At 52.4% G+C, this 20,407-nt stretch carries 18 protein-coding genes; 6 read left to right on the forward strand and 12 right to left on the reverse strand.

From position 1 onward, the window contains the following. The first annotated feature begins 13 nt into the window (after positions 1-13). Genes glpA through glpC form a run of 3 tightly spaced genes read left to right on the forward strand, consistent with a single transcriptional unit; the run spans position 14 to position 4,036 of the window. Entirely contained in the window at positions 14-1,642 is a 1,629-nt protein-coding gene (gene glpA / locus ACQG22_RS15940) for an anaerobic glycerol-3-phosphate dehydrogenase subunit A (RefSeq protein ID WP_369706635.1), read from the forward strand. Next, complete coding sequence (gene glpB, locus ACQG22_RS15945) at positions 1,632-2,849, forward strand: glycerol-3-phosphate dehydrogenase subunit GlpB (protein ID WP_040022395.1); 1,218 nt, start codon at positions 1,632-1,634, stop codon at positions 2,847-2,849. Before glpA ends, glpB begins: the two co-directional genes overlap by 11 nt. Next, positions 2,846-4,036 (forward strand): anaerobic glycerol-3-phosphate dehydrogenase subunit GlpC, encoded by a 1,191-nt coding sequence (gene glpC, locus ACQG22_RS15950; protein ID WP_248725470.1) that lies wholly within the window; start codon positions 2,846-2,848, stop codon positions 4,034-4,036. The genes glpB and glpC overlap by 4 nt, the downstream gene beginning before the upstream one ends. Before the next feature lie 32 nt (positions 4,037-4,068). Here the strand turns inward: glpC and ACQG22_RS15955 are convergent, their stop codons facing one another. The 5 genes from ACQG22_RS15955 to ACQG22_RS15975 all read right to left on the reverse strand — a co-directional run bounded on the left by ACQG22_RS15955 (position 4,069) and on the right by ACQG22_RS15975 (position 8,667). Further along, positions 4,069-5,268: a nicotinamide mononucleotide deamidase-related protein YfaY gene (locus ACQG22_RS15955; RefSeq protein WP_020690657.1), complete on the reverse strand. Its 1,200-nt coding sequence runs from the start codon at positions 5,266-5,268 to the stop codon at positions 4,069-4,071. 93 nt (positions 5,269-5,361) lie between these two features. Then, positions 5,362-5,901, reverse strand: coding sequence for a YfaZ family outer membrane protein (locus ACQG22_RS15960; RefSeq protein ID WP_013098023.1), 540 nt, complete (start codon positions 5,899-5,901; stop codon positions 5,362-5,364). Between the two features lie 131 nt (positions 5,902-6,032). Beyond that, a complete protein-coding gene (locus ACQG22_RS15965; protein WP_023621534.1) occupies positions 6,033-7,442 on the reverse strand; it encodes a sensor histidine kinase in 1,410 nt (469 codons plus the stop codon). Further along, complete coding sequence (gene tctD / locus ACQG22_RS15970; RefSeq protein WP_013098025.1) at positions 7,429-8,103, reverse strand: transcriptional regulator TctD; 675 nt, start codon at positions 8,101-8,103, stop codon at positions 7,429-7,431. Before tctD ends, ACQG22_RS15965 begins: the two co-directional genes overlap by 14 nt. A 174-nt stretch (positions 8,104-8,277) precedes the next feature. After that, complete coding sequence (locus ACQG22_RS15975; protein WP_369706634.1) at positions 8,278-8,667, reverse strand: S24 family peptidase; 390 nt, start codon at positions 8,665-8,667, stop codon at positions 8,278-8,280. A 113-nt stretch (positions 8,668-8,780) separates the two neighbouring features. On the opposite strand from ACQG22_RS15975, the gene ACQG22_RS15980 reads away from it, so the two are divergent. The 3 genes from ACQG22_RS15980 to ACQG22_RS15990 are packed head-to-tail and all read left to right on the forward strand — an operon-like array spanning position 8,781 to position 11,417. Then, the gene (locus ACQG22_RS15980) at positions 8,781-9,143 is read left to right on the forward strand and encodes a GtrA family protein (RefSeq protein WP_246932195.1); all 363 of its coding nucleotides are present in this window, start codon (positions 8,781-8,783) and stop codon (positions 9,141-9,143) included. Continuing rightward, positions 9,140-10,072: a glycosyltransferase family 2 protein gene (locus ACQG22_RS15985; protein ID WP_369706633.1), complete on the forward strand. Its 933-nt coding sequence runs from the start codon at positions 9,140-9,142 to the stop codon at positions 10,070-10,072. Before ACQG22_RS15980 ends, ACQG22_RS15985 begins: the two co-directional genes overlap by 4 nt. Continuing rightward, a complete protein-coding gene (locus ACQG22_RS15990) occupies positions 10,059-11,417 on the forward strand; it encodes a hypothetical protein (protein WP_426711573.1) in 1,359 nt (452 codons plus the stop codon). The genes ACQG22_RS15985 and ACQG22_RS15990 overlap by 14 nt, the downstream gene beginning before the upstream one ends. Before the next feature lie 32 nt (positions 11,418-11,449). Here ACQG22_RS15990 and ACQG22_RS15995 read toward each other — a convergent pair whose 3' ends face one another. From ACQG22_RS15995 to ACQG22_RS16025, 7 genes are all read right to left on the reverse strand, one after another. Further along, positions 11,450-13,588, reverse strand: a complete 2,139-nt coding sequence (locus ACQG22_RS15995; protein WP_369706852.1) for a phage head-binding domain-containing protein — start codon at positions 13,586-13,588, stop codon at positions 11,450-11,452. 155 nt (positions 13,589-13,743) lie between these two features. Then, on the reverse strand, positions 13,744-15,723 hold the full coding sequence (locus ACQG22_RS16000) for a lytic transglycosylase domain-containing protein (protein WP_369706853.1): 1,980 nt from the start codon (positions 15,721-15,723) through the stop codon (positions 13,744-13,746). Then, positions 15,723-17,135, reverse strand: a complete 1,413-nt coding sequence (locus ACQG22_RS16005) for a phage DNA ejection protein (RefSeq protein WP_369706854.1) — start codon at positions 17,133-17,135, stop codon at positions 15,723-15,725. The genes ACQG22_RS16000 and ACQG22_RS16005 overlap by 1 nt, the downstream gene beginning before the upstream one ends. Before the next feature lie 9 nt (positions 17,136-17,144). Beyond that, positions 17,145-17,807 (reverse strand): DNA transfer protein, encoded by a 663-nt coding sequence (locus ACQG22_RS16010; RefSeq protein WP_369706855.1) that lies wholly within the window; start codon positions 17,805-17,807, stop codon positions 17,145-17,147. After that, positions 17,791-18,261, reverse strand: coding sequence for a DUF2824 family protein (locus tag ACQG22_RS16015; protein WP_369706856.1), 471 nt, complete (start codon positions 18,259-18,261; stop codon positions 17,791-17,793). The genes ACQG22_RS16010 and ACQG22_RS16015 overlap by 17 nt, the downstream gene beginning before the upstream one ends. Then, on the reverse strand, positions 18,261-18,986 hold the full coding sequence (locus ACQG22_RS16020; protein WP_369706857.1) for a phage tail protein: 726 nt from the start codon (positions 18,984-18,986) through the stop codon (positions 18,261-18,263). The genes ACQG22_RS16015 and ACQG22_RS16020 overlap by 1 nt, the downstream gene beginning before the upstream one ends. After that, entirely contained in the window at positions 18,986-20,407 is a 1,422-nt protein-coding gene (locus ACQG22_RS16025; RefSeq protein WP_369706858.1) for a packaged DNA stabilization protein, read from the reverse strand. The genes ACQG22_RS16020 and ACQG22_RS16025 overlap by 1 nt, the downstream gene beginning before the upstream one ends.

Below are 20,407 nucleotides of genomic sequence, written 5' to 3' on the forward strand. Positions count from 1 at the left end.
CAGAGGGATGACAATGACAATTCACGATCCACGCTACAGCGATGTGATTATCATTGGCGGGGGCGCGACCGGCGCTGGCATCGCACGCGACTGTGCGCTCAGAGGGCTGAGCGTCACGCTCCTGGAGCGCCATGATATTGCGACCGGCGCTACCGGACGCAATCATGGCCTGCTGCACAGCGGCGCCCGCTACGCCGTTACCGACGGCGAATCGGCACGCGAATGTATCGCCGAAAATCAGATCCTGCGACGTATCGCCCGCCACTGTATTGAACCGACCGACGGCCTGTTTATTACGCTTCCCGAAGACGATCTCGCCTTTCAGTCAACTTTCATTACCGCCTGCCAGGCCGCGGGAATTCAGGCGCAAGCCATTGACCCGGCCCTTGCACGCCGCATCGAACCTTCGGTTAATCCGGCACTGACGGGTGCAGTAAAAGTCCCGGACGGCACCGTGGATCCGTTTCGTCTGACGGCGGCCAACATGCTGGACGCCCGCGAGCACAGCGCGCGGATCCTGACCGGCCATCAGGTCACCGGGCTTATCCGTGAGGGGCATCGCATCGTGGGCGTGCGGGTCCTGGATACGCAGTACAACGAACACAGCGAGCTATATGCCGCCGTGGTGGTCAACGCGGCGGGGATCTGGGGGCAACGCATCGCAGAATACGCCGATTTATCTGTGCGCATGTTCCCGGCCAAAGGCTCGCTGCTGATCCTCGACCACCGCATTAATAACCATGTCATCAACCGCTGCCGTAAACCGTCTGACGCAGACATCCTTGTCCCCGGCGATACCATTTCGTTAATCGGGACCACCTCCACCCACGTTGACTACAGCGAGATTGACTACAATCGGGTCACCGCAGAAGAGGTCGACATCCTGCTGCGCGAAGGAGAAAAACTGGCGCCGGTGATGGCCAAGACCCGCATCCTGCGCGCCTACGCGGGTGTGCGTCCGCTTGTCGCCAGCGATAACGACCCGAGCGGACGCAATGTCAGCCGTGGCATTGTGCTGCTTGACCATGCCGAGCGCGACGGGCTGGACGGCTTCATCACCATCACCGGCGGTAAATTGATGACCTACCGCCTGATGGCCGAATGGGCGACGGATGCTGTCTGCCGCAAACTGGGCAATAGCGAACCGTGCGTGACCGCAGAACAGCCCCTGCCCGGCTCGCGCCAGTCCACCGAGAAAACGCTGCAAAAAATTATCTCCCTGCCTGCCCCCCTGCGTGGTTCGGCTATCTATCGCCATGGCGACAGAACACCGGTCTGGCTGGGTGAAGGACGGCTGAGCCGCAGTCTGGTATGCGAGTGCGAGGCCGTTACCGCCGGGGAAGTGCAATACGCGGTGGAGAATCTGACGGTGAATAGCCTGCTCGATCTCCGCCGCCGCACCCGTGTCGGGATGGGTACCTGTCAGGGGGAGCTGTGTGCCTGCCGTGCCGCCGGGCTGCTGCAGCGTTTTCATACCACCACCGCCACCCAGTCGCTGGATCAGCTCAGCGATTTTCTGAACGAGCGCTGGAAAGGCATTCAGCCTGTCGCCTGGGGCGATGCCCTGCGTGAAAGCGAATTTACCCGCTGGGTGTACCAGGGGCTTTGCGGTCTTGAGAAGGAGCAACGCGATGAAATTTGATACGGTGATCGTCGGCGGCGGGCTGGCGGGTCTGCTCTGTGGCATCAAACTCACGAAGCAGGGACTGCGCTGCGCCATTATCACCCGGGGCCAGAGCGCCCTGCACTTCTCGTCGGGCTCGCTGGATCTGGTGGACGAAACGTACCGCGAAAAACTGCCGGCAGAACATCCTTATCACCTGACTGGCGCGCAGCACATTGACCGCTTTGCCCTGGAGACCGAAGCGCTGCTGGCTGATTGCGGCGCACGTATGCAGGGGAGCGCCAGGCAAAATCACGCGCGCGTCACGCCGCTTGGCACCCTGCGTTCCGCCTGGCTCAGCCCGGAGGAGGTGCCCGTTGCCCCGTTCAAGGCCACGCGCGTGCGGGTGGTGGGCATTAGCGGTTTTCTGGATTTTCAGCCCCATCTGGCAGCGGCCTCGCTCAGTCGCCAGGGGGTCAACGCTGAAACGGCAGAGATTGACCTTCCTGAGCTGGATGTCCTGCGCGACAACCCCAGCGAGTTCCGCGCGGTGAATATTGCCCGTTTGCTTGATAACGAAGAGAAATGGCCGCTGCTGTATGAGGCGCTCAAACCGCTTGCAGAGGGATGCGATGCGCTGTTTATGCCCGCCTGCTTTGGCTTACAGGACAACCGGCTGTGGCGCTGGCTGTCCGACCGCCTGCCCTGCTCGCTCGGCCTGCTGCCAACGCTTCCTCCGTCCGTACCCGGCATTCGCCTGCATACCCAGCTTCAGCGCCAGTTTGTGGCCCAGGGAGGCGTGTGGATGGCGGGTGATGAAGTGAAAAAAATCACCCTGACTGACGGCTCGGTGAGCGAAATCTGGACCCGCAACCACGACGATATTCCGCTTCGTACGCGTTACGCGGTGCTGGCAAGCGGCAGTTTCTTCAGTAACGGTCTGCTGAGCAGCCGGGACGGCATTCGCGAGGCGATTATGGGGCTGGACGTCCGCCAGAGCGCCTCTCGCGCGGACTGGTATCAGAGCGATTTCTTTGCCCCGCAGCCGTGGCAGCAGTTCGGCGTAATCGTGGATAACCAGCTGCATCCGCAACTTTCAGGAAAGTCAGTACCGAATCTCTACGCCATCGGCTCGCTTTTGGGCGGATACGATCCTATCGCCCAGGGCTGCGGCGGCGGCGTCTGCGCCATAACGGCGCTCTATGTGGCAGAGCAGATTTGCCAGCGCACGGAGGCTGAACAATGAACGATACCCGCTTTGAAAGCTGCATCAAATGCACGGTCTGCACCACCGTCTGCCCGGTCAGCGGCGTCAACCCGCGCTATCCCGGGCCGAAACAGGCCGGGCCGGACGGCGAGCGCCTGCGTCTGAAGGACGGCGCGCTGTACGATGACGCGCTGAAATACTGCATCAACTGCAAACGTTGTGAAGTCGCCTGTCCGTCGGATGTGAAAATCGGCGACATTATTCAGCGCGCCCGGGCACGCTATAGCACGCAAAAACCGTCGCTGCGCGATGCCATTCTTAGCCATACCGATCTGATGGGCAGCGTCTCCACGCCGTTTGCCCCGCTGGTGAACGCCGCGACCTCGCTGAAACCGGTGCGCCAGCTGCTGGATGCCACGCTTAAGATCGACCATCACCGCAGTTTGCCCAAATATTCCCACGGCACCTTCCGCCGCTGGTACAAATCCGTAGCGGCAGACCAGACGCGGTATGCCGACCAGGTCGCGTTCTTCCATGGCTGCTACGTGAACTACAACCATCCGCAGCTGGGTAAAGATCTGCTGAAAGTGCTGAACGTCATGGGTACAGGCGTGCAGTTACTGAACAAGGAGAAATGCTGCGGCGTGCCGCTGATCGCCAACGGGTTTACCGATAAAGCGCGTAAACAGGCCAGAAGCAACGTCTCGTCGCTGCGCGAGGCCATCGTCGATAAAGGCATTCCGGTGCTGGCCACCTCCTCGACCTGCACCTTCACGCTACGCGATGAGTATCCGCACCTGCTGGACGTGGACAACACCGGCCTGCGCGAACATATCGAGCTGGCAACCCGTTTTCTGTGGCGCAAGCTGGACAGCGGGCAGACGCTACCGCTGAAAAATTTACCCCTGAAAGTGGTCTACCACACGCCGTGCCATATTGAAAAAATGGGCTGGTCGCTCTACACGCTGGAACTGTTGCGGTTAATTCCAGGGCTGGAGCTGACGGTGCTGGATTCGCGCTGCTGCGGCATTGCGGGGACGTACGGCTTTAAGCGTGAAAATTACGAAACATCACAGGCAATTGGCGCGCCGCTGTTCCACCAGATTGAAGAGAGCGGCGCGGATATCGTGGTGACCGACTGCGAAACCTGCAAGTGGCAGATAGAGATGTCCACCAGCAAGCGCTGCGAGCATCCGATCGCGTTGCTGGCGAAGGCCCTGGGTTAGGTATCGCCGGGGCCGCCGCCCCGGCAAACCGGTCACTCAACGAACAGCGATTCCACCACGTTGATCCAGCCGTGCTCGCTGGCCACCTCTTTACCTGCCAGCCAGCGACGCAGCATGTTCAGCGCCATCATGGCGCAGACGTCCTGACGCACCGCCAGGCTGTGGCGGGTGATACTCATTTTGACTCTTAAGGCATGCGTCCCTTCCGGCGTAGCCAGCGCAAAGTTGAGATATTCCTCATCCATCCCCCCGACAAACAGCGCCAGCCCGGCAAAATGGTTGACCCGGCGTTCTGACGCCCAGCGCGCTGTCTGCGCCAGCGTCTCCTGCTGGAACGGCACCACCTCGCTGGCCAGCAGCGGAGCATTAACGCGCGACAGTTGCAGCGCCAGCAGGCCGCCGGTGAACTGCTCGCTGAGAGTGACGCTCAGCTGGCGCGACTGCAGATGCTTCGCAATCTGCGCCGGTAGCCCTTCCGTACCCTCGAAAATCAGACTTTCGCCCGCCACGCGCTGCACTTCCGGCCAAAGCGCCAGCATCGCCGCTTTCTGCGTGGCAGGCCCGGTGAGCTTGAGTTCAATGATCGGCATGGAAGAGCGATAGCCCATGGATACCCCCGGCGGCAGCGGCAGGTGATCGAGGCTCTGCGCCAGATCGCTTTCCGAACGGCCAAAGGTGGTCAGGCGCAGGCAGACTGGCGGTTCAGGCAGGGTAAAACGTTGACGAAGGCGCGGCAGGATCTGCTGTTCGACCATCACTTTAAATTCAGACGGGACACCCGGCGTGAAGAACATCAGGCAGCGGTTCAGTTGAACGGCGAAACCGCAGGCGGTACCCACCGGGTTATCGACCAGTTCGGCGCTGGCCGGGATTTCAGCCTGTTTGCGGTTGCTGGGTGCCATCACGCGGCCACGTTCGGAGAAGAAACGCTCCATGTGGGCCAGCCACTCCTCGTGCAACACCAGCCCTTCGCCTTTGGCGGTCGCGGCAGCCAGCGCGCTGAGATCGTCGCTGGTAGGGCCGAGCCCACCGTTCACAATCAGCACGTCGCAGTGTTCGCTACGCTCGCGCAGAACGGTCACCAGCGACTCAAGACTGTCGCCTACGGTATTGCGGCGCGTTAACGGTAATCCTTGCTCAAAGAAAAGATCGGCAAGCCAGGCAGCATTGGTATCAATAATCTGTCCATGCAGCACTTCGTCGCCGGTGGATAACATCTCCACGTTAATCATTGTGTTCTCCCGCTTATATGGTGAAAACACTATAGCGCAATCACCGGCATGGAGAGGAGAGAAACTGGCGCGACGGACGCCGCGCCGGAGGGGTTAGAAGCCTGCGCTGACGCCCACGTACGGGCCGTCAGCCAGCGCGTTGTCGCGGTTACCGTCTTTGCCCGCCAGATTCAGATAACGATAACCCGCTTCAATGGTAATTGGGCGCATGATGGTCCAGCGCGCACCCGCGTTGGCTTCTTCATAGCTGTCGATACCGCTGGAGAGGGAGTCCGGCGAGTAGTAGTACTCACCAAACAGGCCGAAGCTGTCGCCAATTTTCCACTGCAGACCGCCGCCCACCGCTGCCGCATACCCTTCGTCGCCGTCGTTCGGGTTGGTGTAGATACCTTTACCGCCGACGGTGGCCAGGAACGGGCCAAGAGGAATATTCAGACCCAGGCCGAGGCTTGCCGCATCGCCATCGTCATCGTTATGCGTCCAGCCACCGGTCATCGCCAGACCTGCGGTCTCGGTACCCAGGCCAAAGCCCAGGTGGGTGTAATCCTGACCCGCTGAGCCGTTAAAGCTGATGGCGTTAGCCGCCGCCGAAACGAATATCAGGCCTAAGCCCATCAATGCCACTTTTTTCATTATCGTGTTCCCGCGCAATTTATAGAAAAGTCCCAAAAAAACCGCGAGATTTTAACCTGAGACGCCTGGCGATCAAGCACTCTGCGTGCGGCGGGCAAGTAGATTGTAACGATTTGATACGCGCGGTTTTTTTACGTCAGCAACAGAAAGCGCATTTTTACGCTCAGCCCTCCCAGTGCCTCACTGCGGGAAAGCTGCAGGTGGCTTCGGTGAAGCCGGGCGATATCACTCGCCAGCGCCAGCCCGATACCCGATCCGCTGGCGTCCCCGACGTTGTCCAGCCGATGGAAAGGCAGTACTGCCTGATGAATTTGGCTGTCTTCGATGCCGGGCCCGCTATCCTCCACGCTGAGCTCAACGCCGCCCGCGTCGGTGTGCAGGAACACGGTGACGATGCCTCCTGCCGGGGTGTACTTGATCGCGTTCTCAAGCAGGTTGGCGCACAGCTCCCCCAGCAGCACCTCATCACCGTCTATCAAGACGGGTTGCTGAATGCCGTCATAACCCAAATCGATCGCCTTGCTGCGCGCCTGCGTCAGTCTGGAGAAACAGCAGTTCTGCACCACCTGAACCAGGTCCACCGGCGCAAACTGGCGATCCCCCTGCTCTTTGCGCCTCACCGTGGAGAGTTGCAGCAGCCGTTCGGTGAGGACGATGGTGTTATCCAGCGTCACGTTCATGGCGCGTAAACTCTCCTGCCACAGGGCCGGATCGTTTCGCGTCAGGGCAACGGAAACCTGGGTTTTGAGCACCGCCAGCGGCGTTTTGAGCTGGTGAGACGCATCGGCGTTGAAGCGCTCCTGGCGAGAAAGTACGCCGCGTAACCTGTCGATATAACGGTTAAAGGCCACGATCAGCAGCCGCGTTTCCGACCAGGGCAGCAGCTCCGGCAGCGGGGCCAGCAGCCCTGGCTCACGGCGCACCATCAGCGAAGAGAGCTGACGCATCGGGCGCAGCACGCGGCGCAGCAGCCAGGCGGTTAAGACCAGCGTCAGCAGCACCAGCAGTCCCTGCGAAACGAGCGAAGAAAACAGAAGCTGAGTGGCGAGATAGCGCCGCGACTGCAAGGTTTCGGCGACGTAGATCTCCGCCATACCGGAAACATTGTCTTCGTTAATCGGCTGGAGTAGCTTCGCCACGCGGATCGCCTGGCCGCGATACTCGGTATGATAAAACCAGGCCAGCGCGGGATAGTGCGTGGTGCGCGACGTGGAGGGGGGCATGTTCGGCAGATCGTCATAGCCGGAGATCACCCGCCCCTCCGGGTCAACCACCTTGTAATAGAGACGATCGTTCATGTTCAGCTCAAAGCTGTCGAGCACTACCCAGGGAACATCAACCAGCAGCTTGCCGTTGTGCACCTCCAGCCGCTCAGAGACGGTACGCGCCGAAGATAACAGCGTGCGGTCGTACGCCTGGGTCGCCGCCTGCAGGGCGCTGACGTAACTGTTAAAAGCCGATAATCCCCACAGCAACAGCAGCGGCAGGCCGAGAAAAAGCAGCAGTTGCAGATAAAGCGACTGAGGCTTAACCCACTTCATCGCCGCACTCCAGCACATAGCCCAGTCCGCGCAGGGTGGTGATCCGCACGCCGCTGCCGCTCAGCTTTTTGCGCAGGCGATGAATGTAAAGATCGAGACTCTCCGGGCTGACGTCGTCGTTCAGGCTAAACACCTGATCGAACAACTGCTGCCGGGAAACGGGGCGGGTGCGACGATGCATCAGCACCTTCAGCAGCGACAGTTCGCGCGGGGTGAGCGAGAGCGGCTCGTCGCGCAGCAGGAAAAAACCGTCGTCGTCATACTCCAGCTCCCCAAGGCGCTGGCGTTCCTGGGTTCTCCCCTCGCTTCTGCGCAGCAGGGCGCGAAGCCTGGCGTCCAGCTCCTCCAGCTCAAACGGTTTTGGCAGATAATCATCCGCCCCGGCGTTCAGGCCTTTCACCCGATCCGCCACGTTGCTGCGTGCGGTGAGAAACAGCACCGGCAAGGTCTGGCCGCGTTTACGTAAACGGTGCACCACCTCCAGGCCGTCAAAACCGGGCATACCGATGTCCAGTATCGCCACCGCGTAATTTTCCCCCTGCAGCAGATGATCGGCCGCGCGCCCGTCAGAAACGCAGTCTACGGCAAAGCCTTCCTGCACCAGCGCTTTCTCCAGCCAGTGAGCCAGCTCACGATTATCTTCCGCCAGTAAGAGACGCATTCTGTAGTTAACTCCATGTTTTTACTGATTACGATTTGAGGATACTTCGTTTTATGTCCGGTATGTTGTCCGGTTTTATAAAAGCAACTCAATTCATCACATGGAAAGAATGCCGACATGCTACATGTTTGCAACATAGAGCGATGGGATATGCGGTCAGCTTAACACAAAACCTCACATCACCGGACAATCATCAAACTCACCTGACCGCGCATCGTTGATGATGTACGTGATGACTCCGAATATCGGTTTGTCGTCATCTGATATCTCACCTACCTTGCGCAGTCTCTCGCGTTTACCGTTCTCCAGATTCTCAAGATAAGGCTCAGGATGGGTACGATATCGCTTAACATGAAACTCACCATCTACGGCACACACAAGCAATGAGCCATCACATGGGTTTAGTGAAGCATCGACAACCAGCATTGCACCTTTGAGAATGCCTTCCCGGTAATGTGTCGCTCCCGCTCTCATGAAGTACGTAGCCGCTGGTCTCGATACGATGCGCTCATCGAGCGATATGCGCTGTTCTGCAAAGTCTGCTGCAGGGCTCGGGAATCCCATAACTCACCTCCGATAGATACTGTATATAGATACAGTATTACCGATCGGCGGTGTCGATCAATAGCGTTTGTGGTGCTACACTTCAGGCCTTTCCGAATTCACTGATTTCTATAATGTTAAAGTTATTCGCCAGGTACACATCGATAGGTGTTATCAACACGCTCATTCATTGGGTGGTGTTCGCCATATGCATTTACGCATTTCATACGGGCCAGGCGCTTGGCAATTTCGCCGGGTTCGTTGTGGCTGTGTCGTTCAGCTTCTTCGCCAATGCCAGATTCACCTTTAAGTCATCTACCACGACCATGCGTTACATGCTTTATGTAGGGTTTATGGGTACGCTAAGTGCTGCTGTTGGTTGGTGTGCTGACAGGTCTGGCCTTGTGCCTATCGTCACGTTAATTGTATTCTCCGCCATCAGTCTTGTGTGCGGATTCATCTATTCAAAGTTCATTGTCTTTAGGGATGCGAAATGAAAATTTCTCTGGTCGTTCCGGTATTTAATGAAGAGGAAGCAATCCCAATCTTCTATAAAACCGTTCGTGAGTTTGAAGGGCTTCAGCAGCATGAAGTAGAGATAGTCTTCATCAACGACGGCAGCAAAGATGCGACAGAATCGATTATAAATGCGCTGGCTGCTGCAGACTCGCTTGTGGTTCCGCTGTCATTCACCAGAAATTTCGGTAAAGAACCAGCGCTCTTTGCTGGGCTAGACCATGCCACCGGTGAAGCGGTTATCCCGATTGACGTTGACCTGCAGGACCCAATAGAGGTCATTCCGCATCTGATAGAGAAGTGGCAGGATGGTGCTGACGTGGTTCTGGCGAAGCGTTCTGATCGCTCCACAGATAGCCGACTGAAACGTAAATCTGCCGAGTGGTTCTACAAGCTGCACAACAAAATAAGCAACCCGAAGATTGAAGAGAATGTTGGTGATTTCCGCCTGATGTCTCGCGAAGTTGTGGACAATATCAAGCTTCTTCCAGAACGCAACCTGTTTATGAAAGGGGTTCTTAGTTGGGTTGGTGGAAGAATAGATGTTGTTGAATATGCGAGGGCTGAGCGCATAGCTGGAAGTACAAAGTTCAACGGATGGAAGTTATGGAACCTGGCGCTTGAGGGAATAACCAGCTTCTCGACATTCCCCCTACGCATGTGGACTTATATCGGCCTTATCGTGGCCGGAATGGCGTTTCTATATGGTGCATGGATGATTCTGGACACGCTTGCTTTTGGTAACCCTGTGCGTGGATATCCTTCGCTCCTGGTATCAATCCTGTTCCTTGGTGGCGTTCAACTGATTGGGATCGGGGTTCTTGGTGAATATATCGGAAGGATTTATACAGAGGTTAAGCAAAGACCTAAGTATATTTTAAAGGCAAGGAGAAGAAGTGAAAAGGCTTAACACGGCGGGATATGCATTTCTGCTTTACGCTATTCTTATACTGGCATTAATAATAGTTTCAGGAAGAGCATCTCATGTCTTTATAGAGCATGATGACTGGATATTTATGTCAAACCCACCATCATGGTACGGTACATACGGAAGCCCTTGGGCAAAAACACTATCTGAAGGTAGGTGGATTAACTTCTTGTACTCTTTTGTGCAGAAAGAACTTGATTATAGAGTAATATATTATATTCAGGTTTCATTGTACGCCATTTTGTGTTGGTTGTTCTCATACAAAACGATCGCCAACAACATTGTAAGGCTTGCATTTTCTATCTCATTATTCTTGTGCATGCCAATCATTGAAATAATGGGATGGCCTGCCACTCAGACACCTTTTATTCTTATAACGATAGCATTCATTTATTCGTTTGAAGTAAAAAACATATACCTTAGAACATTTTCAGGGTATATCCTTGGTATAATGGCAATACTGACATACCCTGTTGCTTTAGCCATTATGTGCATATATATGTCCATAAAGGCATCATGCGAGGTTAAATACAACACGTCAAAGACTATAAAATGGCTATTATTCATAGGACTGTTTTATTTCCTGTCATACCTGTCAGGTGTTGTAATAATATACGCATTAAATAGTAAATTTCATGGTGTATTTGGCGTTGTGATAGAAGCATGGCGAAATCCAAAGCCTGCACATGATTACGCCACGCTAATGGATAACATAAGTAGTACGTCACTGTATTTTTTAGATATTTTTGATTACTACGGTATTATTCTTGTTCTTTTCATTATCTCAGTCGTTGTAGCTTTTGCCAGTTCATTTAGGTCTGCACTGGTTGTTATGTGCCCTGTCGTTCTGTCAATGACAATCGACATATTAATACACGTTTATTCTGGTGTAGATGTTCCTGCAAGAAGCACTGCATGGCTATGGTTTGGGTTTGCTTCCATCCTGATTTTACTTTTAAACAGTAACACCTCTAGCATCATAAAGCTTCTTGTTGCCGCGTCTCTTGCATCATTAATATATATGGGAATGTCATACTGGTTCGATATATACAAACCAAGATATGCCACCGAGGTAACCGAGGATATTTTATACAATAAGATATCAACATATGGAGATACGTCTTTTTACTTATGCACAAAGTCAATGTCTATAGATGGCATGCCTAAGCGTGGCGTACATGCATTCATGCTATCAATGTACAAAAAACACAACATTACGACCAGGCTTCTACCATGGGATGTTTGCGTTAAGCAGGCAAATTATGGAGATGGGTTTATCAGAAAAGATTCACTCGGCAGACCGTATATATTCCTGACTAACCCATAAACATAGCCCTCCATAACGGAGGGCTTATTTTTTTACTGCATCCTTCTCCTCATGCCTTCCAGAAGGATATTCTGCCAGTCTACATAAGAAAGCCCATAGTATTGACCGAAGTTCTCTGAATCAGGGTCATCAGCATCACTATGACCTACCAGCATACCCATTAGGTCAAAGTCATCTTCTTCCTTAAGCCTGCTAATCCATTCTTCCGTAATGACAATGCCGTAATGCACCTTACCAGTGCCATTCAGTACATAGCGTTTTATTGGGGTTTCTATGGCAAGCTGAATCAGGCTTTCAGGTATATCCCTGATGTCTGATTTTAATCTTTCATCGGAGCTTACATTTGGGTTTGTGGTGAGATATGCGGTTATATATCTGAATCCGGCGTCGCCTAGATTTGACACTCCTGTTTGTGTGGGTCTTATTGTTGGAGCCTGAAGACCATCGCTTCCTGCATATACTTCAAACGGAGCTCCAGAGCCAACCGCTAACTGAAGGCTTCTGTTAGCATACGCCCTAAGGGTGTTTGTGTCTCTTTGCTGGATAAATCCAGTGTTTATTCCGTTACCCCAGAAATCTATTAATTTTGTAATAGACCCAAGCTCAGTGCTAACCCTTAACACATCTTGTCCGTCAACTCGGCTATAAAGTTGATTTGTTAAACGCTCCGCTCCTATGATTAATGTTGAGTTCTGAGATGCACTTGTATCATATTGAGGGTCACCAATCATGGTTCCTGAAGATTGTCTAAAACCTACAAATCTGTTGTTTCTAGCATTTGAAACAAGCCACGCCCTAATCTGATTAGTTAATCCTGCCCGTCCATCTGTACAAGCATTAAAAGAGGTGTCGCTAGCTACCAATATGCAGTTTACCATTGTGTTATTCCAGGCATTTGGCTGAATGAAGAACCCAACCCCACCATTTGGAATCCCATCAAATGTCGTTCCGTTGCTAGCCGTATAATCCTTTTTGCTAGGCGAGTCAGCCTGGCACATGTTTAAGTTATTGTTGGATGCATTGATAAGGAACGCAACCCGCATTTCTATACCAGCAGTTCCTGTGTCGTAACCGTTATTGTAGTAACCAGACCAGCAGTGAATCTTGTCAAAGAGATTTGAACCGCCACCGATATATACACCTACAGGGCACCACAATATAGCTCCATTAGAATAATGCCCATCACCTGCTGTTACGTTAAGTCCTGAGACAGCTGCCTGATACGTTTCTCCTGACTGCCTAGGAACTGCTGACAGTGTCAGCCTAAAATTGCTGAGGAAAAACTCATACCCTGGTGGAGCCACGCTAAAGCACTCCAGAGCAGTGTTTACAATTATAATACTATCCCATATTGCACCGTAAGCATTTGAGATATATACGCCTTTACACTTCTGGTTGTTTCCATCAAGTGTTATATTTTGTGCTCTTCCCCAGTACCTGTTTGAATCTGTTGAAATCATTGGCTTACTCGCCCAATCAACAGCGGTTGATGCTCTTAGCGTAATGTTTCTTAGGTTGACTCCACCTCTAATAGTGATGGTGTTTGATATCAGCGCAATACCTGGCCCACCATCCAAAACATACGTGCTGTATTCGCGGTTTGTTCTTGGAATTTGAGTGTCATTAATGAATGTATTGTACGGAATTGCATTGATGGCAGCCTGAATGGCTGCAGTGTCATCAGTCACACCATCGAGTTTCGCGCCGAAGTCCTTTAGGCTAACAATTTGAAGATTTACGTCATGCTGAGTACGTGCAACGCCATTCCATCTTGAATTCTTTACACCTACAAGCGCATCCCCGTAAGCTGGATCAGCAAGTCTCTGTTGGAGTTGGTCAGGGTCATAATCAAGTACATTTGGAAAGTAGAATTGCAGCGTATCATATGCATCAAACACCGCCATTGAGTGGCCTTTGACTGTGACAAATTTGGAGATGTTGCCGTTGTATACAGGGTAACCTCCTGCATTGATTGCTATTGGCTGCGATACAGGAACGTGAGTGCCATCTTCATTTTCAACGTAAACCTGAATCTGGTTAGATGGTATGGTTGGGTCGGTGTCGATTAGACCGATGTATATCTTTCCTTTAGATACTGCCTTGAATGATCGCGCCAGAGTGAATAACTGGCTAGGCATACTCACTACAACATTAGCGGTGATATCTGACATTTACTTTGCTCCGGGCGCAGCAAAGCCGCACAAGCTAAAACTTGCGCAGCGTTGCGTTAAGGTCGGTTATAATTGGTTAAAAGAGTGGGGGATTTATGGAACGTGACTGGCTGAACTTTGCTTTCTTAATCTTCGGTATCTGTGTAGGCGTAGCCCTATTTACTTAATGCCTCAGATTTGGCACCCTGAGCGAATGAATTAACAATGCGCTCAACATCAGATAACGCTTTCTCAAAGGCTGTAGAGCCTCTTGGAGTGTTAGCTAGGCGCAGCATTGCATTACGTGCTGGCTCGCTCTCATACATCCTTGCAAGCAATCCATAGCCGCCACCAACGCCAATCAACGCCGGGTTAGTTACAGTACCAATACCCATAATGAATGGGATGGTCTGTTGACCGGTTGGTGTTGTTACTCCAGCCTGCCCTGCTCGCTTTGTTGACTCAAGATAGTTCTTCAGCCCTTTCAGGTAAGCAGCATCGCGGCCTTTAAACGCGATACCTGTCTGGTTAGACATCAGATTAACCTGTCGCAGGAATTGGTCCGGAGAGCCGCCTGACTTTTCCATAGCCTTGCCGATGATGCCGTTACGCATCTGAGCTCGACCAGTTTGCCCAACTGAACGATAAAGGTTTTGAATTTCAGACTTTTTGTTACTGAAAAGCATGTTATTAACTACTTCAGGTGTAAGGTCACCCTTTTGCAGTACTGATTTCAGCCTTGTATTCTTGATCTTATCTGCTTCATTCGCCCAAATCGCATCGGCTTGTTTAAGCTTGGTGACAGTATCATTACCAAGAGTTTTACCAACAGCCTGGTGCATGTCTTGCGTGAGCGCTCCGTAAACCCTGTTTACTGCGGCCTCTGAACGATTAATGAAGTTAACCCGTTCACCTTTAACATCCTGTCTAAATTGAGTTCGTAGGTCTCTAAGCAGTTTGAAATCAACGTTTCCACTGGCAAGTTCATTACGGTATGCCTGTAACTTGGAGATTGTTTCGTTGTCGGATACCGTTCCAAGTCGCTGCATGTTCGCTAATTCGTCATCGATTTGCTGTATAGCCCTAACGGGTTGTACGTTCATGCTTCCGATTTGATTTTCTACCTGCTGAATTCTACTGCCTGCTGCCTGCCGAATTCCTGTTGCCTTGGCCTTGAGGCTTCCAACCACAATTGATGGGTCATATTCACCAAAGCGAGATGCGTACTCATTAACCAGTTGACTGCGTGCTTCCTGCTGGCCTGCACGAATTGAGCTAGTTCCGACGAACGGTATATTCTCGGCAGTAGTTTGCGCCATGCGTCCGACGCGAGAATTTGGAGGCAATACATCTGTTGTGTGCAGCGGAACATCAGCAGAATTAGCGAATCGGATCGCCTGCTGTGCTTCAGGTGAAATGGCACCTTTAACACCACGATATGCAGCGCCAGCAACGTGCCCAAGCTGATTAATAGCACCACCCAACACAACACCAGTGCCAAGGTCTGTTGCAAGTGCTGATGGGTCATCCTTCTCGCTATTGGCAGCCATAGAGCCTACTGCGTTCTCTGCCAGCAAACGTGATGCTCCCTGAGCTACACGCCCGGCAATAGTTGGGGCTTGAGTGGCGATTCGCTCCGCGCCTACCGGGGTCAGGTATGGAAGTGCCTCTGCGAAGATTTTCCCTTCCGTGGTTTGCGGTGTTAATGCACCCTGCTGAAGTCCCATTTCCTGCGCAAGGCCTTCCGTGGTTACACGCGGTGCTGGCTGGTATGTGCCATCTCCTAACCCAAGCTTATTACCAGCCCATGCTCCGGCACTTACTACAGCATCTGCCATTGATGCGGGGATATTTGCCAGGTTAACGCCTGCCTGAAGCAAGCCACGACCCGTTTCCGCTGCAGCATTGCCGAGATCAGAAAGGAATCCGCCTTGCTCTTGTGGCGGCGCTTCCTGCTGCGGCTGTTGCGCTTGCTGAGGACCTGCTGAAGGCACTGGATATGCAGCATAGAAAGCCTGTTTAGCCTGCTCTGCATTGCTTCCAGCCTGTGGAGCTACTACCTCATTGAAGTATTGCTCCTGCGCCTGTGCTTTTTGTTCTGGTGCCAATGCCTGATATTGCGGAGAGGCAATAACGTCTTTCCATGCCTTAGCCATTAGTCACCCCATAGTGAAGAGAAGCCTGTGCTTTGCTGTGGTTGCTGTGCTGGTTGAGATTGTTGTGCTGGTCGCGAAGGCTGAGGCTGAGCTCCTCGATTACCAACATTCACGCTGTACTGCTGATTGTACTGGTCGGTGTATTGCTGGATATCCCGAAGTGACTGTTGCATTGCTTCAGGGCTTGAGTAGTCGACCTGCGGCATTCCCTGGAAGTACATCTTCGCCTCTGCCACCGTGTTAATACCTGATGCTCCCATATCCCTTGCTGCTGCAATGCCCTGATTCTGCATCTTGCCCTGAATGCGTTTAGTGGCATTGAATAACTGGCGCTGCTCACCACCACCAAGACGACTGCGCACTTCTGCATCCCATGAAGGAGACCCGTTGCCACCAGTTACACCAGTCATGAAGTCAAGTTTCTCAGTTGGTGCGTTCAGGATTGCGTTCAGGTCTTTAGACATTGCGTAATTCTGTGCGCTAGCTGCAGATGTTGCAGGTGCTGCTATTGAGCTTGCTGGCACGCGAACAGTGTTTCCTGCATTGTCTACGCCCTCATAGAAAGCGTTCTGCCCTGCGCCGTGAAGCTTGCCAACGATTTGTACTGTGCGGCCATCTGACAACTGAACAGTGCGACCGCCTCCGCCTGCGTTTCCTGGTGCGTTTGCGCGCTGATTAGCCATATCCTGACCTCGGCGAGCAGTAGCGGCCGAAATGTCCTGACCTCGTGCAGTAATATCCTGGCCACGACGCTGCAGTGATTCACCCGCCTGATTGCTGCGAATGGTTTCGTTCAGCTTGTCGCGATCGAGGGCCTGTCCAACAATCTTATCCTGAGCATTGAAGTAATCAACCGGACCCAGCGCAGCCATGCCAAGATGGTCTACAAACTCGCCAAATTGCTGCGGGTTTTGCTGGTATGTTTGTGCTACTTCTGCGGGGTCTAATCCGACTCGCTGCAGTTCTGCCGCATTCTTTTGTAACCAGGCTCCCATTGCTTCCGGTGATGTTGCTGCAAGGCGAGCGGCAGCGGCAAGATTTCCAACAGTGTTGCGCTGGTCCTCATCTACAAACTTCATTCCGTTACGCACTGCATCAACCTGGTCGGGATACTGCGCGGCAAGCTGACGCATTGCATTGCGATCACCTGATGCGTAGGCCTGTCCGTAAGCCTGCTGGAATTCCGCTTTGCGCTGCTCACTTTCCTGTTGCTTATACATATCCATTACAGAGCCAATACCCTGTAATGCCTGTAGACCCACGTTGTTTCTTCCGGAACGAATGTCTTCATTGTTCTGACGGATGAATGCGAGTGCTGTATTTGCATCGCTGGCCTGAGGTGCGTTTGTGTTTACCCCACCAAGACCTGCAAGCAAACCACCCGGGTTACCTGACTGCTGCCATGTAGCCATGATTTCCCCTTAGAAAAGTGAACCCAGCGCACCAATACCAGCGCCAATTGCAGTACCCCAACCTGGCATAATTGCAGTACCTGCTGCTGCACCTGCTGCTGCACCGCCTAACGCGGTCTGGAATCCTGATGGACGGTTGGCATTTGCTGCTGCTGCGTTAGCCTGCTGCTGATATAGTTGGCTGGCGTTGTTTGCGTAGTTTTGACCTGCGGTAGCCTGACCGGTCAATGCGCCAAGGCCGATATTTGCAAGGTTCTGGTAGTTGTTCATCTGACCAGACAACCAGTTTTGCCCGAGCGTAGGGGCAATTGTTGCTAGCTGATTGCTGGTTGCTGTAGAGCCCAGGCCGCCAGTTGCTTCTGCAGCGTTAAGGCTCTGGTATCGCGCCTGATTAGCTAGGTCTTTATATTGCTGTGAGTTGTAATACTGATTAAGCGCAGCGCCCTGACCTTGCAGGGTCGAAAGGTTTTGCAACTGGGATACGTACTGCTGAGCAAGAGGGGTAAACGGTGCAAGGTTCTGCATGTTCGTTTGCCACATTTCTCTCTGCAGGTCTATGCCTTTTTGTGTTGCCTTGGCCTGCTCTTTAGCTCCGCCATCACTTGAGCCACCTTTCATGTAACCATTCATGGGAAGTAGCTTATTTTTGAAACTTTCAGTCAATGCAAACATTTGCTATTTCCTCATATTTCGAACGAGGTAATTGGTAGAGGGTGATCCCGACAGGTTTCCCGTTGCTCATATAGGCATCATCGAGATGCCCAATGCGTGTGGCACCAAGCAGCCTAATCAGTGCGCGGCCATATTTCGTGGTGTCTGGAACCATCGTGACGCTGTTCAGGAATGGAGAGTTATCGAGAAGCCATTTGCAGAATAAACGGTGACCATTGAGTGCATATTCACCGCGAAAACCAGGAGAATAGATGGCGTGACATTCAACTACGCTATGCCAGAAGTTTCGCACTTCATGAACGCCAGCCAGAAGAATGCCTTCATAGATGCCAAGATATAACGCGTCTGGCTTGATGAAGTATTTATCTCCGCTGTCTACGATGTTTCCTGTGTTTTCTGGATTATTGAGGAATTCTGCAAGCTTCACCGGATTATCGATGAGCTTTATGTGCATTATGCGTTTATCAACCCGTGTCCTGATGTTGCTCCTAATGCTGTCTGTAAGGCCACAGCAAGCTGTCTGACCTGCTGCAGGCCTGTAGCTATAGCCTGAACCTCTGACTGTGTGTACGTGGCACTGACGGCGTATGTCGTACTTCCGTTTATTCCCGCCTTTGAAGCGGTTCCTGTTGAGGCGGTCCACCCCGTATTACGAGCGCCTACGACCTTCGTACCACCAATCGAGTAGGATGTCGCAACACTAAGAGGCGAAGCCAGTGTTTGTGATGCTACTGCTGATTTTGAAACGTAGTCACCCTGCAGAGTGGTTATATTTCCTTCTGCTGTGGTTACACGAGAATCAAGTGAAGTAACACTTGTCTGAAGTGCTGATACGTTTGTCTGCAGGGTTGTAATATTTCCTTCTGCAGTAGTCAGCCGAATATCAATAGCTGAAATTGCATTCGCGTTGGCTGTAATCCTTACTTCGTGATCATCAACCTCAATACGTAGCGTTGATATCCTGCTTTCATGGTCTGCCAGAATAACATCCTGTTGCTCATTCCTTACGGTTGCATCATAAGCAAGCTCACCTGCATTGTTGGCAGCATTGGCAATGCTGAGCATGTCTGTGTTTTGCTGGATGATGTACAGCCTATATGGTTGGCTGAATGTGTTGGGAAGGATTGAAGAGTCAACACGCCTCGATTGCACGTTAACTTTTACCGGTTCATCTGCCATCACTCTATCCTTACCTGGCACCCACTAAGCGTCACAGGAGATGAGGTTATAATTCGTATCTTGAATCCGATGTTCTTGCGGATGCGACCCAGACGTCTCCAGATTGCTCGCTGGTCATACCTAAACGGAGCATTCCACGGAATCATCTGCTCACGACCGTAGTTAATCCCATCAGTAGTTGCAGAGATAAACATTTGCTCTGCGAACTGCGATACGCCTGTACTGGATTCAATCTCAAAGTCGAATACTCTGGCGTTGTCTGCCTTGAATAGCGGCGTGTAAAGCAAGTGCTCCTGCTGCTCGGTATACTGGCTGGAAATAGCCTTATCCATTACACCAAGTTGTCCGGTTAGCTTGTCACCGCAGGTGATTGTGTTGCCCTCGTAAACTAGGTCTACAGCACGATAAACATCATCGAAGAAGCCAGTCTTGAGGATTGCCCACTGCGCCCCGCCCTGATTCACTGAGCCGTCATAAACCATTACATGCCGGGGAAGATGAATCAGTAGAAGCTCATGCGCTTCGAAGCGCGTCGTCTCCATGTATGCGGAAGCAAGCTCATCAGCACTGTAACTCTGGAGAATCTTCTCTACTGTTGAGGTTGCAATTTGCTGAACAGCGCCAGAGTTAATCAGGTACACAGAGGGGGCGCCGGTTGCCGGATGACTAATGATTGCGTGCGTATCGGCGTATTTCGTCTTGCAGTACGTGCCAGCTATGCCCTTCTGAACCATCATCGATGGCTGAGACTGATAAACTGCAACTCCAAGCGCTGACGTGTTTCCAGTCAGGTTAAAGTATTCAATCGTGGAGGTTCCAAAGCAGACTACAAAGTCTCTCCAGTTGTCAATCCCTATAATCCCATCAGGCTGACTCTCGGCGCGATATTCTGCAGCATAACGGTCTGGTTTTGACTCATCCTCTAGGTCGCTGATGAAAAATGAATCTGTGCTGTCCTTGCTCCAGATATATCTTGAGCGATTTCTGCACATATCCCTGAGGCTTCCTAGTTCGTACTGAGCATATCCTGTTGTGCCATCCCAGTTTGAGAGGATTTTAACTGTGCCATCGTACCGGAACAGAGTCATGGTTCCGTTAGCGCCAACTGCCTGGCTGTTATAGCTACACGCCATACTTACCCGTGCGCTTCCTGCGACATCGCCAACTGATGTGCCAGACTTATACAGCTTTGTACCGCATACACGATATACAGCGTTCTCATGCGTGTTATACATACCGCCTCGGCTAATCCCGGAGACATCCTGAAGTTTTTTAATGCCGGGGAATGAGCGCATGTAACCGTTAGAGTTCAATACCTCTTTCGGCGTTGCCAGCATGTTCACCGGCAGAAAATCAACGTAATCGGCATTGGTGAAGTCTTTGCCGACTCCCTTCATTAACGGCAGTTGCTGAATCGGCAT

Origin of the sequence: Enterobacter cloacae complex sp. 309I3 (assembly GCF_050031595.1) — a bacterium.
Lineage (GTDB): Bacteria > Pseudomonadota > Gammaproteobacteria > Enterobacterales > Enterobacteriaceae > Enterobacter > Enterobacter cloacae.

Coding starts and splice junctions, on each gene's coding strand:
- ACQG22_RS16000 (WP_369706853.1), bottom strand. CDS start 15,723: ATGGCTAAGGCATGGAAAGACGTTATTGCCTCTCCGCAATATCAGGCA.
- ACQG22_RS16015 (WP_369706856.1), bottom strand. CDS start 18,261: ATGCACATAAAGCTCATCGATAATCCGGTGAAGCTTGCAGAATTCCTC.
- ACQG22_RS15995 (WP_369706852.1), bottom strand. CDS start 13,588: ATGTCAGATATCACCGCTAATGTTGTAGTGAGTATGCCTAGCCAGTTA.
- ACQG22_RS15985 (WP_369706633.1), top strand. CDS start 9,140: ATGAAAATTTCTCTGGTCGTTCCGGTATTTAATGAAGAGGAAGCAATC.
- ACQG22_RS15980 (WP_246932195.1), top strand. CDS start 8,781: ATGTTAAAGTTATTCGCCAGGTACACATCGATAGGTGTTATCAACACG.
- glpC (WP_248725470.1), top strand. CDS start 2,846: ATGAACGATACCCGCTTTGAAAGCTGCATCAAATGCACGGTCTGCACC.
- glpB (WP_040022395.1), top strand. CDS start 1,632: ATGAAATTTGATACGGTGATCGTCGGCGGCGGGCTGGCGGGTCTGCTC.
- ACQG22_RS16020 (WP_369706857.1), bottom strand. CDS start 18,986: ATGGCAGATGAACCGGTAAAAGTTAACGTGCAATCGAGGCGTGTTGAC.
- ACQG22_RS16025 (WP_369706858.1), bottom strand. CDS start 20,407: ATGCCGATTCAGCAACTGCCGTTAATGAAGGGAGTCGGCAAAGACTTC.
- tctD (WP_013098025.1), bottom strand. CDS start 8,103: ATGCGTCTCTTACTGGCGGAAGATAATCGTGAGCTGGCTCACTGGCTG.
- glpA (WP_369706635.1), top strand. CDS start 14: ATGACAATTCACGATCCACGCTACAGCGATGTGATTATCATTGGCGGG.
- ACQG22_RS16005 (WP_369706854.1), bottom strand. CDS start 17,135: ATGGCTACATGGCAGCAGTCAGGTAACCCGGGTGGTTTGCTTGCAGGT.
- ACQG22_RS15965 (WP_023621534.1), bottom strand. CDS start 7,442: ATGAAGTGGGTTAAGCCTCAGTCGCTTTATCTGCAACTGCTGCTTTTT.
- ACQG22_RS15960 (WP_013098023.1), bottom strand. CDS start 5,901: ATGAAAAAAGTGGCATTGATGGGCTTAGGCCTGATATTCGTTTCGGCG.
- ACQG22_RS16010 (WP_369706855.1), bottom strand. CDS start 17,807: ATGTTTGCATTGACTGAAAGTTTCAAAAATAAGCTACTTCCCATGAAT.
- ACQG22_RS15955 (WP_020690657.1), bottom strand. CDS start 5,268: ATGATTAACGTGGAGATGTTATCCACCGGCGACGAAGTGCTGCATGGA.
- ACQG22_RS15975 (WP_369706634.1), bottom strand. CDS start 8,667: ATGGGATTCCCGAGCCCTGCAGCAGACTTTGCAGAACAGCGCATATCG.